We start from the raw sequence: 16572 nt of genomic DNA, 5'->3' as shown, positions 1-16572 counted from the left end.
TTCCAGCGGTCCTGGGATGGTGGTGAGCCGGACGGGGATGTGCCGCCAGCCGAATCGAAAGCAACCACCCGACACTGAACCCACTTGGCATGCAGGGGCATGTCAGCAGTCACCAGGTCCGCCGGCAGGTTCCAAGGGCCACAACCCACAGCTACTCGACTCAGTTCGAGGGATTTGACCGCCGCCAGCTTCCAGGAAGACACAGCACCCGTGCCAGGATCGACCTTTGGTGGCTTTCGGGTTGACAAAGGGCTGGCATGTCCCTAGGCTGTGAGGCGTCGGTAGGCGAGGCTACCGCATGGATACGGATTACTGCCGCAAAGCAGTGGAGACACTGCACGCTGGTTAACAGTCCTTGTCGGATCAAGGCAGGGACTAACGTAAGGCCAAGCCATGCGAAGCTGAAGCTTGAACAATGACTCGAACTGGCGTATCGAATAATCCGCCCCTTCTACAGGTCAGCACTCAAGCAAGCCATCGACGGCGGAGCTGACAGACTTCCAAGCATGCGGATTAGAACCGGCATCAGTCCCAGGCGAGTGAAGCGACCAAGCGTGCGTGAGAGCACCTGGCTTAAGGAGGTGGGTTATGGACAGCGGACCTGTATCTTGTATGGCGCGGACTTCGGCGAATATCGCCGGTAGCATCTTCGGCCAGGCCGATGACGACTACCACTCTCCCCTCCTCCCCACCGACCTGCCCGGCTGGGGTCAGCAGTAACCGACCTCTGGCTTGGCCAGTCAGCTGATCATTCCTCAAGTTGCTCAGATGGTGGCGAGGATCGAGGCTTTGCCCATCACCCCGCCCTCAAGGCTGCCAATGTTGGGGGACTCTGCCTACCAGCCTACGAGGCCCGGAACCGCGGCCGCGAGCGCCGACCGCATACAGTAACTGTCGTCGCGCTCAGGCATCGTGCTATGCCTTCCAGCCAGTATGAGCACAGCCAGCAGCGCTAGTGCAGGACCAGCAGCACGGATGCGGGGACGGGCCAGCGGCACAGACAACAGTCCAGCGGCAGGGCACAATGAGGGCAGCGTGAGGATCACCAATTGCTGAGCCGGTGGCGAAGAGAGCTATCACGGCCTACGGGCGCTTAAAACAGAGGCTTAAGCTGGAAGTGGCTTGCCTCATGTCAATTGCAAGAAGGTTCATTATGACCTCAATGTTCACCAGCGCGGTCAGCCGCCCGGGTCCAGGTGGAGGCAACCAGCCCCGACTGCGCGTACGTATTCTCTCGGACCTGGTCGTGGCCGCAGGGGTCCTGGCCGTGTTCGGCTTCGTGGCCTACCTGTTACCCGGTGTCGACGCGCCCATAGGCCCCCAGGGCATACCCTCCCATGTCACCACGGACGTCTGGGACCTGCCCTACTACGCCATGCGATCGGTCTTCCGTATGTTCATCGCCCTCTTCTTCTCCCTGGCATTCACCTTCCTCTATGGGCTGGCGGCCGCGCGCTCCCGGCTCATGGGCAAGGTGCTGGTGCCGCTCCTGGACATCCTCCAGTCAGTGCCGATCCTGGGCTTCCTGTCGGCCACCATCACCATCTGGCTGGTCATCTTTCCCCACTCCATGTTGGGGGTGGAGGCGGCCTCCATCTTCGCCATCTTCACCAGCCAGGCTTGGAACATGGCCTTCTCCTTCTACCGCTCGCTCCTGAGCGAGCCCAAGGAGTTGGACGAGGCGGCGCGCTCCCTGCGGCTGACCCGCTGGCAGCGCTTCTGGAAGCTGGACGTGCCCTCCTCCATGACCCCCCTGCTCTGGAACTGCATGATGAGCGTGGGCGGCGGTTGGTTCTTCCTGACCGCCTCCGAGATGATCTCGGTCAACAACAAGACCTACGCCCTGCCTGGCCTGGGGTCCTTCGTGGCGCAGGCCTCATCCAATGAGGAGTTGGGCAAGGTCGGTCTGGCCATCGTGACCATGGTGATAGTGGTGCTGCTGATCGACTTCCTGCTGTGGAAGCCGCTGACCGCCTGGGCGGAGAAGTTCCGGATCACCCAGAGCGAGTCTGCCGAGCCCAAGAAGAGCCTGGTGCTGACGGTTATCCGTCAGTCCCACCTCGACGATCTGCTGGGGAGGGCCTTCAGCCCCCTGGGTGAGCTCCTTGACCGGGCTGGTCGGGTCTTCGGACGGACCGGAGCCCGTTGGGAATCCACGGGCACCCGCCGCAAGCTTGGCGACTGGATCTTCGACATCGTGCTGGGCATTCTTCTGGTCCTGGGGCTTGCGGAACTGGTCCTGTCCATCAAACGCAGCGTGGGCTTCGCTGAGATGGGCCAGGTCTTCGGCCTGGGTGGTCTGACCTTCCTGCGGGTGGCACTCCTGACCGCTGTATGCTCCATCGTCTGGGTGCCCATCGGGGCCCTGATTGGCATGAACCCCAAGGTCTCGCGCTTCATGCAGCCCATCGTGCAGGTTCTGGCCAGCTTCCCCGCCAACTTCATCTTCCCCTTCGTCACCCTCTGGTTTGTGGCCTGGGGCATTGACATCAACTGGGGGTCGATTCTGCTCATGGCCCTGGGCACCCAGTGGTACATCCTCTTCAACGTGATCGCCGGGGCCAGCGCCATCCCCGACGACCTGCGGGAGATGGGCTCCAGCTTCCAACTGACCGGCTGGCTCAAGTGGAAGCGGCTGATTCTGCCGGCAGTCTTCGGATCCTGGTGCACAGGCGGCATCACGGCGGCGGGCGGGGCCTGGAACGCTTCCATCGTGGCCGAAATCGTCTCATACGGTAGGACCGAACTGGTCGGCAAGGGCCTGGGCGCATACATCACCCAGGTGACCGAGAGGGGTGACGGCCCGCGAATCATTCTGGGCGTGGCCATCATGAGCTTCTTCGTGGTCGTGGCCAACCGGGTCTTCTGGGCCCCCCTTCAGAATCTGGCCAACCGCCGCTACTCGCTGAACTGACCACCATGGTCCACCCTGACCAGCCAAGCCGAGTCCTACTGGGAATCAGAAGGAGCCGGCCAGGACTGCGGCAGCCACCAGCACATCATCGGCAGACAAGAGCACATCGCAGAAACCTCAGGGCACAGGCCCACACAGGTTATACACATCTAAGGAAAAGCATCATGACCATGGCAAACGAGAACAGCATGAACCTGTCCACGGCGGCAGCCCTCAAGGGGCAGGGGGCCAACCAGCGCAAGAGCCAGGCCTACGGCCCAGGCCAGGCCAGCAAGAACCTGGGAGACAAGGGGCTCACCCCCATCATCGAGGCCTCCCACGTCAGCCAGAGCTTCACCTCCGACAAGGGAGTGGAGCTGGACGTCCTCAAGGACATCTCCTTCACCCTCTACAAGGGCGAGATCGTCGCCATCCTGGGCCGGTCGGGGGCCGGCAAGTCCACCTTCCTACGGAACCTGGCCGGACTTGCCAAACCCACCGAAGGCTCCGTCTCCTACCTTGGCAAGGAACTCACCGGCCCCAACCCGGGCGTGGGCATGGTCTTCCAGACCTTCGCCCTCATGCCATGGCTGAGCGTGCAAGACAATGTGGAGCTGGGCCTGGAAGCCCGTGGCGTGCCCAAGAAGCGTCGTGCCCGCCAGGCCCTGGAGGCCATCGACTCCATCGGGCTTGACGGCTTCGAGTCGGCCTATCCCAAGGAACTGTCCGGCGGTATGCGCCAGCGGGTGGGCATCGCCCGGGCCCTGGTCCTCAAGCCCTCGGCCCTCTTCATGGACGAGCCATTCTCCGCCCTTGACGTGCTGACTGCGGAGAACCTGCGCCAGGAGGTCCTCAAGCTCTGGTCCAAGCAGGAGAGGGACATCGAGTCGGTGCTGATCGTGACCCACAACATTGAGGAGGCCGTGCAGATGGCCGACCGGGTGGTGGTGCTGGGATCCCATCCCGGCCACCTCATCGCCCAGGTGTTAGTGGACCTGCCCCGGCCGCGAGACAAGCACAGCGCCGAATTCGAGGCCATGGTCGACAAGCTCTACTCCACCCTGACCGGGCACAGCCAGGCCCAGGAGCATGAGCTGGAGATGAGGGAGCTTGCGGGGGCCCAGGCGGGCGCGGCAGGAGAGCGCATCCAAGCCGATGGGGCCGGGCTGTCGTCTCAGGCCTCCAACGGGCTGGCGCAGGCTCCGACCGGTGGGGCTGCAGGCAATGGCCAGACCAGGCAGCCGGGCGAGGTGGCCAGCGGGGCAGTCGGAATGAGCGGCCAGGCCGGCAACATCGACGCCAGCAACGCCATCAACAACACCGCTGAGACTGGAAACGCCGGCAACTTCACCACCATCAACACCGCCAACACTGGCGACACCGTCAATCCCGGCAACACCGAGTGGCCAAACAGCGAGGAGCAGCTGCTCCCCAACGCCACCCCTGGCGGACTGGCCGGCCTGCTGGACGCCATCCTCCAGTACCAGGGGGCTGTCGATCTGGCGGATCTGGCTTCGGACCTCTCCTTCGAGGTTGATGACCTCTTCCCCCTGGTCGATGCCGGCGCCCTCCTGGGCATCCTCACGGTCGACGACGGCAGGGTGCAGATCACCGACACCGGCAAGGCCTGGCAGCAAAGCGACATCCTGGAGGCCAAGCAGATCTTCGCCAGACTGGCCATGGACCACGCTCCCCTTGTCCGAGCCATCGACCAGGCCCTGCGCCGTAACGATGACGGCAAACTGCGCGGCAAACTGGTCCGCGACCGTCTGCGCTCCAGACTCACCGATGACCAAGCCGACCAGCAGTTCGAGACCGCCGTCAACTGGGGCCGTTACGGCGAGCTCTTCGACTACGACGCTGACGACGACACCTTCACCCTCGACGAGGCCAACGCCTGAACCCAAGCGACCAGACCTTGCCTCGCCCCCTGTACGGCCCCCGTGGGCCCGCTGGACACATGAGGCGCATTCCCAGCCCTATCGGCCAACTGTCGCGCGGTATTGGTCGTCAGGATAGAAGCCGACGAACGGATGCCTCAGGGGGCGCTGTGAGAGGAAACCATGCACATATACAGAAGGCTCTGGACCAACCATTGGCTGGTCCAGAGCCTTCCTGATTTTGCCGTTAACGACCTGCACAGGCCGGCGGCTCGCTCACACTAGAACTCGCGCTTGGCCCGGTAGAACCTAATCAGGGCCTGGGTGGAGGCATCCTGCTCGGCAAGGGCGTTGTCGTCCTGGGAGATGGCGGGAGTGATCTCCTTGGCCAGCTGCTTGCCCAGCTCAACACCCCACTGGTCGAAGGAGTCGATGCCCCAGACGGTGCCCTCAACGAAGGTGATCTGCTCATACAGGGCAATCAGCTCACCGACGGCGAAGGGGGTCAGGGAGACGCCAAAGATGGAGGTTGTCGGGCGGTTGCCGGAGAAGACGCGGGCGGGCACGATCTCCTCGGGGGTGCCCTCAGCGCGCACCTCGTCGGCGGTCTTGCCGAAGGCCAGGGCCTTGGTCTGAGCCAGGAAGTTGCCTAGGAAGAGCTCGTGGACGTCCTGATCCCCGTCCTTGTAGGGGTTGGGGGTGTTGGCGAAGGCGATGAAGTCGGCCGGAATCAGCTGGGTGCCCTGGTGAATCAGCTGGTAGAAGGCGTGCTGGCCGTTGGTGCCAGGCTCGCCCCAGAAGATCTCGCCGGTCTCGGTGGTGACGGGGGTGCCGTCCCAGCGCACGGACTTGCCGTTGGACTCCATGGTCAACTGCTGCAGGTAGGCCGGGAAGCGGTGCAGGTACTGGTCGTAGGGCAGGACCGCGTGGGAGGCGGCCTTGAAGAAGTTCCGGTACCAGACGTTCATCATGCCCATGAGGACGACCACGTTCTTCTCGTAGTCGGTCTCGGCGAAGTACTTGTCGACGGCATGGAAGCCGGAGAGGAACTCCTCGAAGCGGCCAGGGCCGTAGACGATGGCCAGGGAGGTGCCGACGGCGGAATCGACCGAGTAGCGGCCGCCGACCCAGTTCCAGAAGCCGAAGGCGTTGTCGGGATCGATGCCGAACTCGGCCACCTTCTCCAGGTTGGTGGAGACAGCGATGAAGTGCTTACGAACAGCCTCGGCCTTCTGGTCGGCGGAGTCGTCGTTGATGGCGCCCTTGGCGTTGAGCTCGTTCAGCAGCCAGGTGCGGGCCTCGCGGGCGTTGGTCAGGGTCTCCAGGGTCGTGAAGGTCTTGGAGACGACAATGAAGAGCGTGGTCTCCGGGTCCAGGCCCTTGGTCTTCTCGGCCAGGTCGTTGGGGTCGATGTTGGAGATGTAACGGGCGGCGATGCCGGCGTCCGCATAGGGCTTCAGGGCCTCATAGACCATGACGGGGCCCAGGTCGGAGCCACCGATGCCAATGTTGACCACGGTCTCGATCTTCTTGCCGGTCACGCCGGTCCACTCGCCGGAGCGGACCTTGTCGGCGAAATCGTAGATGCGCTTGAGGGTGTCGCGTACATCCTTGACCACGTCCTGACCGTCAACAATCAAGCTGCCAGCCTCCTCGGCCGGGCGGCGCAGGGCTGTATGGAGGACAGCACGGTCCTCGGTGTTGTTGATGTGAACGCCGGAGTACATGTCCTTGGTGCGCTCGGGCAGGTGCACGGCCTTGGCCAGGTCGGCGAACAGCTTAAGGGTCTCGGGCTTGATCAGGTCCTTGGACAGGTCGATATGGAGGTCGCCCAACTCGAAGCTGAGCTTCTCGGCGCGCTCAGGATCATCCGCAAACCACTGCTTGAGGTTGATGCACTCATCCTGAAGCTGGTCGAAGTGCTGCTGCAAGGCCGCCCATTCAGGGGTCTTGGTGGCATCCACGGGAGGATTGATGGCCATGTGCTAGTCCTTTCGTTCAAATTCCAGTATCTCTGTGTTCCACTCGTCATTGTCTCATTACTCATTATCGACCTAGGGCCATACTGGCTGCTTGAACCCCGGGGCTGTTCACCTTCGGCTCAGTGCCAGGCAAGGGCCCGCCATTCGTGGAGCCGATCACCTGACGGTAAACCAAACGCGCCACGCAGACATATGGCGGGCCTATCAAGGGCCGCAAGATGACTTGCCCCCATGATCCACCCAAGTGGTGAAGGATACCTCTGCTCACAAACTACTCACAAAAGAGGACAGAACCACACACCACACCCAGCCAGCCAGACCAGCCCACCCCCACACTCCGACTCACCCCAAACCCAAGTGCATGGAAGCCAGGCCTGATGCATAGCTAGGGGTTAGTGGTTACTAGCCGTTGGGGTGTGAGGGTGTAAGGAGAATGGATTTCGGGCCAAGGCTTATTGGGGGCATTCTCCTTTGGGGTGAGTCGGGTGGTGGGCTCGGAGCGCCGGAGCGGCTGACGGCGGGAGGCAGCAGCCATATTCGGCAAGGGGTTTTGGCGCCTGGAGGTGTGCCGAGGGGCGGCTACGGAGAGGGGAAAGGTCCACCAGGCAGTGTCGGATTTGGAGAAACGGCCCTTTGCCGGTAAAATCTAATATTTGTGCGCGAGTGGTGCATACCACTCGGGCAACTTGCCGCTTTAGCTCAGTTGGCAGAGCGTCTCACTCGTAATGAGAAGGTCGACAGTTCGATTCTGTCAAGCGGCTCCCTTTCTCGAATGATTTTAACTCTTTATACCCGCCCTCTTGAACTTTCCATCACATTTGCCGATAGGAAAATCGCCCCGTCGCGCCCTGTCACAAGGTAGGCTTGCAGCAACACGCTTTGTCAGCTCCACGCTGGGTCTCACCTTCCCTTGGAGCCCTTCATGCCATAGACGGTTGCGGACACTACCGCCCATGAGACAGATCAGCCCGCAGATGGCAGGCATAGGCCTGGCAAGACACACAGCGACAAGACACACAGACACAGACGGGGACCACCAATGACCAAAGCCCGAATCACCCTAGCCGCAGCCCTGCTACCAGTGATCATGGTCATGTCCGCCTGCGGCCCGGCCACCCCAAGCAGCCAGGCACCGGACCCCAAGGCCATCATCAGTGTCAACACGGTGGAACCGGCCTCCCCGCTCATACCCAGCGGCACCGACGACACCGCCGGCTGGAAGGTGGTCACCCAACTCTTTGAGGGCCTGGTCAACTTTGACAAGAAGGGCAACCTGGTCTACGCCAACGCCCAGTCGATCACCCCCAATGCGGACGCCAGCCAGTACACCATCAAGCTCAAGCCCGGCCTGATCTTCAGCAACGGCGAGAAGATCACGGCCGCGACCTACGCCACGAGTTGGTCCTTCGCAGCAAACGCGGCCAACGGCCAGCTGGGTGCCTCCATATTCTCGACGATCACCGGCTATGACCAGATCCAGGACCACCATGGCGACCCCAAGGCCGGCCTGTCTGGACTTACGGTTGTCGACGACCTGACCCTTAGAGTCGATCTCAAGGCCCCAGACTCCTCATTCCCCTACAAGGTCGGGGACGTGGCCTTCCTGCCCCTGCCCTCGGTGGCCTACAAGAACCTGGGGGAATTCGGCAAGCATCCCGTGGGCGACGGACCCTACCGGTTTAAGTCCTGGGTACCCAACCAGGGCATCGTCATCGAACGGAACCCGGACTATCAGGGGCCCCGCAAGGCCAAGAATGGCGGCATCGAATTTCGCGACTACCAGAGCCTGGACGCGGCCTACGCTGATGTGGACTCCGGCCATCTTGACATCCTTGACTCCGTGCCGGTCTCCAAGCTACGGACCTTCCGGGAGGACAGTGATGTGCAGGCCCTCATTGACGCTGGCCCCTCCTTCCGCTCGCTGACCATCCCCCAGGACCTGGCCCACTTTGGCGGTCAGGAGGGGGCCCTGCGCCGGCAGGCCATCTCGCAGGCCATGGACCGCAAGCAGGTGACCGAGAAGATTTTCCAAGGCTCCGTGACCCCAGCCACCGATTTCACCGCGCCCATGATCAAGGGCCACACGGACAAGCTCACCGGATCGAAGGTACTCAGCCGCAATGACGACCAGGCACGCAGGCTCTGGAAGGCCGCCGACGCCATCTCGCCATGGTCAGGAACCTTCCGCATCGGCTACAGCGCCGACGGGACCGACAAGGACTGGGTGGATGCCGTCTCCCACAGCATCTCCTCGGCACTGGGCATCAAGGTCGAGAGCGACATTTTCCCCACGGCCAAGGAGTTCAGCACCGCCATCAACAAACGGCAGATCCATTCGGCCTTCAGCTCGGGCATCCAGTCCGACTACCCCCACCCCGAGGGTTACCTGGTCCAGGGATACAGCTCCTCGGCGGCGGACGGCAAGGGCCTCAACCATGGCGATTATAAGAGCCCCGACTTCGACGCGCTCATGGCCCAGGCCGCAGCAGAGACCAGGCTGAAGGAATCCATCCGCCACTATCAGGCCGCCGAGGACCTGCTCCTGAAGGACCTCCCGGTCATTCCGCTCTGGTACCGCAATGTCAACGCCGTGGCCGCCAAGCAGGTCAAGGCCGCCCCATTCGGCTACATGGGCCTGCCCATCTACAACGAGCTAGCCAAGTAGCGAGCAAGCCGCCGAATGACCATGGCCCGGACCCTCCACTAGCTGGAGCAGGTCCGGGCCATACTGTCGGAGCAAAGACCGCGATGGGCTCTATTCCTCAGCGCCTACATGTCCTCAACAACCAGATAGGTCATGTCCAAGGGGCCGTGGACACCGACCACCAGGACCATCTCGATATCTCCGGTGTTGGATGGGCCAGTGACGAAGTTGATGTTGGATGTCTTGATCTCACCCGAGGCCAGTGCCGGGGCATAGTAGTCCATGGCCTGGCGGGTGCGGGGCAGGATATTCGACTTGCGGATGATACTCAGATAGTGGACCGGCAGGAAGTGGAAGGCCCTCCCCTGGCCCGGGGTGGTGGTGATGGTGATGGTGCCCGACTCGGCCAGCAGAAAGTCGGCGAAGGCGATGGCCGCACCGGCACGCTCGGCTGTGTCAATGTTGGCATCGCGTCCGGCTCCCGGCATCCAATAGGTGGGTTTGGGGTCCGTCAGGCCATCTCGCCAACCCTCAAGGTCGAAGTCCTTGTACAGGTCCGAGCTTGGCAGGAGCAGGTGGTCATGGCCGTTGGCCTGGTAGGGGTCGTCCTTGTTATCGGTCAGTTTGGCCTTGATGAAGGCGTTGAGGGCCTGGGGCAGATCAGCCTTGGAGGTGGTCTGGAAGGTCACGTTGACCTTCTCGCTGTTCTCCTTGGCGATGGCCAGCAGCTCGTCCTGGGTCTTGCCCGACAGGGTGGATTCCGGCAGGTCGTTGATGGGGACCAGGGGGTTGTCCTTGAGCTGGTGGCGGGGGCGACCGCTCTGCTCGGCCAGGTGGTTCAGAAAGGTTTCGCGATCAGTCATGGTTCCGGGTTCCTTCCTGCTGGGCGGCGGCCTTGGCGATGTCGTCACCATCAATGTGACTGCCGGCGGGTACGTTCTCTCCAGCCAGCGAGGCGGCATGGTGCCCAACACGACTTGGCGCCTTGGTCTGAGACTTGGCGTGGGCATGGGCCTCAGTGATGGGGTGGCCGTTCTGGTGGTAGCCATCGGCCCTGAGCACAGGTTCGCCGGTGGGCCTGAAGGCATTGGAGTTCTTGGGTGCCTGGGGCACGGCGGCCTCCAGCCCTCCCTGCTTGGCCTGCTCCTTCTTGTGCTTGGCAAACCAGGAGCGGAAGTTCTTGGAATGGGCCGGCGGATCGGGCAGGTCACGGACCTTGGTCCAACCGCCGAAGACGAAGGGCATCCATTCTAGGTGCTTGCCGTTGGAGTAGAGGTTCTCAGCCACATCGGGATTCTTCCTGGCCAGGGGCGCCAGGGCCATGTGGTCCATGCCCAGGGCCGTGCGGAAGAGTGAGGAATGGCCGGTGCCAAGTCCAACAACCTTCATGACGGTGTCGTCGATGATGTTGGCCATATGCTTGTCGTCCATCTCGATCTCGCGGTGCTTGATCAGCAGCTTGTGCAGGGGGATCTTGACCGGACAGGTGGCTGTGCAGGCCGAACAGAGGCTGCAGGCATAGGGCAGTTCTGAGAAGTCGTCATAGTTGCCCTGCAGGACCGGCGAGAGGATTGAACCGACCGGGCCCGGATAGATGGACCCGTAGCCGTGGCCGCCGATGTGCCGATAGATGGGGCAGACGTTGAGGCAGGAAGCGCAGCGGATGCACTGGAGGATGGGCTCGAAGTCCGTGCCCAGGGCGTTCGAGCGGCCATTGTCGATGATGACCACGTAGAACTCCTCGGGACCATCTGTCTCGCCATCGACCTGCTTGGAGGTGAAGGTGCAGTAGGTGGTGATCTTCTGGCCGACGGCGGACCGGGCCAACATGCCGTCCAGAACCTCAGCCTCCTTGAGGGAGGGAACGATGCGTTCCATACCCATGCAGACCACCTGGATCTTGGGGATGGCCATGCACAGATCGGCGTTGCCCTCGTTGGTGTCCAAGTTGATCATGCCGTTGTCGGCGATGGCGAAGTTGCAGCCGGTGATCGACATCTCGTTCTTGAGGAAGCGTTCGCGCATGACCTTGCGGGCGAAGCGGGCCAGGTGCTGGGGGTCGTTGTCTCCCTCATAACCCAACTTCTTGATGAATACCTCACGGACCTGGTCACGGTTCTTGTGGAGGGCGGGGAAGACCAAGTGGGTTGGCTCATCCCAGTCGTCCTCCTGGAGGATGAACTCAGCCAGGTCGGTCTCGAGCAGGTCCAGACCGGGAATCTCCAGTAGGGCCTTGTCCAGGCCGATCTCGGAGGTGACCATGGACTTGGACTTGACCACCTGCTTGACCTGCTTCTCGATCGCCAGGTTCTTGATGAACTGCTGGGCCTCCACGTCGGTTTGGGCGAAGAAGACGTGACCGCCGTTCTTCTCGACGTTGTCGGAGAACTCCTCCAGGTAGTCGGGCAGGTAGCGGACCACATGCTGGCGAATCTGCTCGCCCAGGTTCCGCCAATCCTCCCAGTTGCCCAGGTCCCTGCGGGCGCTCTCACGCTTGATCCACTGGGCGTCCTGGGCCTTGGCCACGGCCCGCTGGGCGAAGGTGTCCTGCTCGGACTCCTTGACCCGGGTCAGAAAATCATGGTCGCTGTTGCGAATCATGGTTGCGGTTTTCAGGCCGCCGTTCTTGGCCTTGCTCATGCCATGACCTCCTCTTGGGATTCGACGTACTTGACCCGGGCCAGGTCCACATTTGTATTGAGGACCTCGGCCAGGTGCATGATCTTCATGGGCTTGCCCAAGCGGTTGAAGCGGCCGCCAATGTTCATGAGACAGCCCGGGTCGCAGGAGATCAGAACGCTGGCATCGGTGGAGATGATGTCGTTGACCTTCTCGTTGACCATCTGCTTGGAGATCTCCGGCTCCTTCATGGAGAACATGCCGCCGAAACCGCAGCAGTTCTCGATGTGGGGCAGGGGGATCATCTTCAGACCCTTGACGTGGTCCAGGAGCACAAAGGGGCTGGTGCGCTCGCCCAGGAGTCGGGTCATATGGCAGGAGCGATGGTAGGTGGCCACGGCATCCAGCTCGGCTCCGGCATCCAGCACACCCAGAATCCGGTACATGAACTGGGAGAACTCGTAGGTCTTGTCGGCCACCTGCTGGGCCTTGGCCGCATATTCGGGGTCGTCCTTGAGGTCGTGGGGCAGCTCCTTGAGCATGTTCACGCAGGAACCGGCGGGACCGACGATATAGTCGGCGTCAACGCTCAGGAGGGCGTCGACCTCATTACGCATGACATGCTTGGTTTCCTTGATATAGCCACTGTTGTAGGTAGGCTGGCCACAGCAGATCTGCTGCAGGGGCATGAAGGTCTCGCAACCGAAACGCTCCAGCACCTCGACCATGGCCTTCCCCACATTGGGAAACATCAGGTCGACCACACAGGTGGAAAAGATGACCACTCTCATGTCTTTTCGCTCCTTCTCAGCAATAGGCGGCCAGCAAGAGCAAGGGAAACCGATGCCCAGCCAGCCTCACAGTGGGTTCTTGGCCCGGTCGGAATCGACCATGTCCGCTTACAGCACTGAGCGGCATTCGTCAAGAGTTTCCTATATAAATCTTCTCACCAAATTCCCCCTGACACCCCAGAAAGAGCAAATCTCCATAATTATTATCGCCGGCTCCAGTTTTGCCCAGCGCGGCAGGCAGACACAGGAATGAGCTAAGGCCGGAAAATATCCTCAATGGTCAGACCGAAGGCATCGGACAACCTGAAAGCCAGGGGCAGGGACGGGTCGAAGCGGCCTTTCTCAATGGAGATGACGGTCTGCCTACTGACACCGAGCATGTCAGCAAGCTGCTCTTGGGACCAGCCACGGGACTTACGGAGCTCGGCCAAACGGTTATCCACGAGAGCCAAACCTCACGACCACATAGACCAGTCCGAAGATCAGAACCATTCCCACAGCCACAAGGAAGAGGGCCAGGGCAAGCTGACCCTCACCCAAGACATCGCTCACCAAGGCAGCGAGCGAAACCAAGATGAGGCAGACCAGGTAAGAGACCTGGGCCGCCTGCCGCACCCAGCGGTTCTCCACATTCTCTTCAGCGTACTGGTCCGCGCCCTCCACGGTGGACCTGTCCACGCACAGCACCCAGGCCAGCGCGCTGACAGTCGGGAACAGCGCGACAGCCGCCAGGAACGCCTTCAGCCCCCAGGCCATTGGCTGCGGCATGAGGGAGGCCGCAATCATGCCCAGCACCAGGGAAATCACCAGCCCTGCAGCCAGTCCAACTGGCAGCGCAGGAACACTGCGGCCAGCTAAGCGGACTCTGCCAAAGGAACTCTTGCCAACCTTTTTCTCCAGGGTCTCGGACTGATTGGACTCAGCAGTCGCCAGTCGCCGCTTTCGGTCTTCAAGCTTGGCCATGACAATTCTCCATTCCCTCCGACGATGATTATCACAGCATAAAGTAAAGTTAGTTTTACGTCAAGTTTGCTTTACATAAATACAGAAGCCGACAAGATGACCAACACATCGAAAGACCCGAAAACGGGCGGGCAGCGGCAGTCACTGGTCCCCTTACGGCAGCATCAGCACTTACCTCCAGACGTAGAGTCAAAGAGGGACGCGATATAGGACCATCGCCTGAATCAGCAGCATGGCATGAACTTTCGCCCCGAAAGCCACATGAGGCAACAGAGTAAGCCCGGCCTTGCCGTCGGCATACCCGGCAGGAAGACCAGAGGGATCCAACCAACCTTGCCAGCCACCTCTCTCAACATGCTCAAAACCGGAATTACCATCAGCTAGCTCGACCAACCAATTCCCCGCAAGCCCGCGTTTTGCGCGGCGACTCAGCCAGTCCACGGCAATCGTGACAAGTGCCTTGGATAGAGTGAGAGCATGAAGATTGATATTGTGTCCGTGTTCCCCGAGTACTTCGATGTGATGAATCTGTCGCTGCTGGGCAAGGCTCAGGAGAAGGGCTTGGTGGAGGTCAAGGCCCACAACCTGCGCGACTGGACCCACGACGTGCACCACTCAGTGGATGATACGCCCGTGGGCGGCGGGGCTGGCATGGTCATGAAGCCGGAGGTCTGGGCGGAGTGCCTGGACCAGCTGCTGGGACTGGAGGCACGCGACCTCCAAGCGGGAGAAGTCGGGGGGGCGATCCACAGCTCTCGAGAATCACGACAGGCAAAAGGACTGACGAACGCGGCACCGAGATTAGCCTCACGTTCAGCGGACCCAAGCGAGGCCGCTGACCACGAAAACCCCGATCCGCAATCAGACCAAGGCCCAATCCTCATCTTCCCCAACCCCTCGGCCCAACTCTTCACCCAAAAGGACGCCACCGAACTGTCCCACAGCAGCCACCTGCTCTTTGGCTGCGGCCGCTATGAGGGTTACGATGCCCGCATCCCCGACTACTACCGGGCCCAGGGCGTGCAGGTGCGCGAGTACTCCATAGGCGACTACGTGCTCAACGGCGGCGAGGTGGCGGTCTCGGTCATGTTGGAGGCCATCACCCGCCTGATTCCCGGCTTCGTGGGCAACCCCGACTCCATCGTGACCGAATCCTATACCGGCGAGGAACCCCTGCTCGAATACAGCCAGTACACCCGCCCGACCAGTTGGCGGGGCTTGGAAGTGCCGGCCATCCTCACCTCGGGCGACCACGCCAAGGTCGACCGTTACCGCCGCGACGAGGCCTTGGAACGGACAGCCAGCATCCGCCCCGACCTGGTCCAGGCCCTGGATTGCAAGCGCCTGGACAAGAAGGACAAGGCAAAGCTCCACGACCTGGGTTGGAACGTGGACGGCCAGCACCCTGTTCCCGATCCCATTCCTACAAAGGCCGGACCATTGGAATACCGGCTATACGACCACCTGCCCCAGGGCGCACGGGATATCCGCACAGCGGTCTTCATGGAGGAGCAAGGCTTCCGGGTCGAATTCGACCAAACCGATGACAGCTGCTGGCACCTGCTGGCCTTCGACAAGAACCAAGCAGTCGGCACCTGCCGCTTCTACCCGACCAGCCATGATCAGGCCAAGGACTTCACCATAGGGCGGGTCGCAATCGTCAAAGACCATCGCGGGCAGGGGATCGGCGCCAGCATCATCAACCATGCAGAGCAGGCAATCGCCAACCTGGGCGGAAGGGTAATACGCCTTCACGCCCAGGAGCAGGCCATGGGCTTTTACCACAAACTCGGCTACCTGGCCCAGGGCCCCCGCGACTACGACGAGGACTGCCCCCACCGTTGGATGGTCAAGGAACTTACGCCCGCCAGCCACCCGCAAGCAAACGTGAACCTGACCCACACGGGCGCAAGGGCCCTGACCGCCAAGGACTAAACTGCACCCAACCCTGACAGTTTCAAGTACATGCTGCTGCCCGGAATGGGCCTAAAGCCATAGTGGCCGTAAAACGGCAAGCCGTATCGTCATATGGTTCAACCACCAGGGCCCGCGCCCCAAGGGTTGGCTCACCAACAAGGACCTGCGTATTGCATCCTGAAGGAGACGTCAGCCCAGCCCCTGACCCTGGAAGCTTCGGCCGACCCCCAGCATCCCCAGGAGCACCGCAGGAATATGCTCGGCAACATTCCTTTTCGGCCAACCAACGGTTAAGGATTCCCACACCAGACCAAAGGCGCTCAGGGTATAGAAACCGGCGCACCGCCCCTCGGCCCAGAGGGACACATAGGGCACAGCGGTTCCCTGTTGCCCACAGTTGATGGCCCTATCATGAAACCAGGAATCAATGGGTTTATGACCGCATGTAAAGTCCGTGAAATCTATATCGGATTCATGCAAGTCCCTAGGATGGCCGCCCACCAACGTCTCCTGGACATCATCTCTCTGTCCGCCCTCTAGCGGGTTGGCTTTCACGAATAGGCGAGGACGTGCGAACGTGCCTGCCGCCTGCTGATTCCCAACGCTGGCAGCCGGTTTCGATTGACCCGAAGCAGCAACATCCTCTATGACCACTGCTGATCTCTAGCCATGAGTTCCACACCATCACGGGGCTGAGGCTCTTCCGGAGCGGCAAGGAAGTCATCAAAAGCAGCGTTGGATAGGCGAAGGGTGGCCGCCTCCTCAATATCCTGACGGGCGGCATCAAGCCAGATGGCTGGCGGTCCATTGGGTGAGCGTGGACCCCTTGGGGGATGCTGCCCACTCAATGAGCTGGCGCTCCTCACGGTTCAGCCGTATATCC

The 16572-nt window shown here is 61.5% G+C and carries 10 protein-coding genes, 1 tRNA gene, 1 pseudogene and 1 riboswitch; of the genes and pseudogenes, 6 read left to right on the top strand and 6 right to left on the bottom strand.

The annotated features are described in order from the left end of the window. The first annotated feature begins 270 nt into the window (after window positions 1–270). Window positions 271–427: riboswitch (M-box (ykoK) riboswitch) on the top strand. A gap of 726 nt (window positions 428–1153) precedes the next feature. Continuing rightward, window positions 1154–2914, top strand: a complete 1761-nt coding sequence (locus CRD60_RS06705) for an ABC transporter permease (RefSeq protein WP_113860516.1) — start codon at window positions 1154–1156, stop codon at window positions 2912–2914. Between the two features lie 164 nt (window positions 2915–3078). Beyond that, window positions 3079–4794, top strand: coding sequence for an ABC transporter ATP-binding protein (locus tag CRD60_RS09170; protein ID WP_236630887.1), 1716 nt, complete (start codon window positions 3079–3081; stop codon window positions 4792–4794). Window positions 4795–5054: 260 nt separating this feature from the next. Here CRD60_RS09170 and pgi read toward each other — a convergent pair whose 3' ends face one another. After that, window positions 5055–6755, bottom strand: coding sequence for a glucose-6-phosphate isomerase (pgi, locus tag CRD60_RS06690; protein WP_113860515.1), 1701 nt, complete (start codon window positions 6753–6755; stop codon window positions 5055–5057). A gap of 688 nt (window positions 6756–7443) precedes the next feature. Between pgi and CRD60_RS06685 the strand changes: the two genes are divergently transcribed. Both CRD60_RS06685 and CRD60_RS06680 read left to right on the top strand, forming a co-directional pair. Then, window positions 7444–7516, top strand: a tRNA-Thr gene (locus CRD60_RS06685). A 278-nt stretch (window positions 7517–7794) separates the two neighbouring features. Beyond that, complete coding sequence (locus tag CRD60_RS06680) at window positions 7795–9420, top strand: peptide ABC transporter substrate-binding protein (RefSeq protein WP_113860514.1); 1626 nt, start codon at window positions 7795–7797, stop codon at window positions 9418–9420. Between the two features lie 104 nt (window positions 9421–9524). Here the strand turns inward: CRD60_RS06680 and CRD60_RS06675 are convergent, their stop codons facing one another. The 5 genes from CRD60_RS06675 to CRD60_RS06650 all read right to left on the bottom strand — a co-directional run bounded on the left by CRD60_RS06675 (window position 9525) and on the right by CRD60_RS06650 (window position 13772). Then, window positions 9525–10262, bottom strand: coding sequence for a LutC/YkgG family protein (locus CRD60_RS06675; protein ID WP_113860513.1), 738 nt, complete (start codon window positions 10260–10262; stop codon window positions 9525–9527). Next, window positions 10255–12039, bottom strand: a complete 1785-nt coding sequence (locus CRD60_RS06670; RefSeq protein ID WP_236630886.1) for a LutB/LldF family L-lactate oxidation iron-sulfur protein — start codon at window positions 12037–12039, stop codon at window positions 10255–10257. Before CRD60_RS06670 ends, CRD60_RS06675 begins: the two co-directional genes overlap by 8 nt. Beyond that, a complete protein-coding gene (locus CRD60_RS06665; RefSeq protein WP_113860512.1) occupies window positions 12036–12809 on the bottom strand; it encodes a (Fe-S)-binding protein in 774 nt (257 codons plus the stop codon). The genes CRD60_RS06670 and CRD60_RS06665 overlap by 4 nt, the downstream gene beginning before the upstream one ends. 254 nt (window positions 12810–13063) lie before the next feature. Next, window positions 13064–13252: a helix-turn-helix transcriptional regulator gene (locus tag CRD60_RS06655; protein ID WP_113860510.1), complete on the bottom strand. Its 189-nt coding sequence runs from the start codon at window positions 13250–13252 to the stop codon at window positions 13064–13066. After that, window positions 13245–13772, bottom strand: a complete 528-nt coding sequence (locus tag CRD60_RS06650) for a hypothetical protein (protein ID WP_113860509.1) — start codon at window positions 13770–13772, stop codon at window positions 13245–13247. The genes CRD60_RS06655 and CRD60_RS06650 overlap by 8 nt, the downstream gene beginning before the upstream one ends. A gap of 477 nt (window positions 13773–14249) precedes the next feature. Here CRD60_RS06650 and trmD point away from each other — a divergent pair. Beyond that, window positions 14250–15179: pseudogene (gene trmD / locus CRD60_RS09165) on the top strand (tRNA (guanosine(37)-N1)-methyltransferase TrmD); the annotation flags it as partial. After that, window positions 15162–15707: a GNAT family N-acetyltransferase gene (locus tag CRD60_RS09160; protein ID WP_269088611.1), complete on the top strand. Its 546-nt coding sequence runs from the start codon at window positions 15162–15164 to the stop codon at window positions 15705–15707. The pseudogene trmD and the gene CRD60_RS09160, both read left to right, overlap by 18 nt. The last annotated feature ends 865 nt before the right edge of the window (window positions 15708–16572 follow it).

This window comes from Bifidobacterium aemilianum (assembly GCF_003315635.1).
GTDB classification, from domain to species: domain Bacteria; phylum Actinomycetota; class Actinomycetes; order Actinomycetales; family Bifidobacteriaceae; genus Bifidobacterium; species Bifidobacterium aemilianum.
The sequence above is the reverse complement of the archived record's forward strand: the minus strand, read 5'-3'. Positions and strand labels throughout refer to the sequence as shown.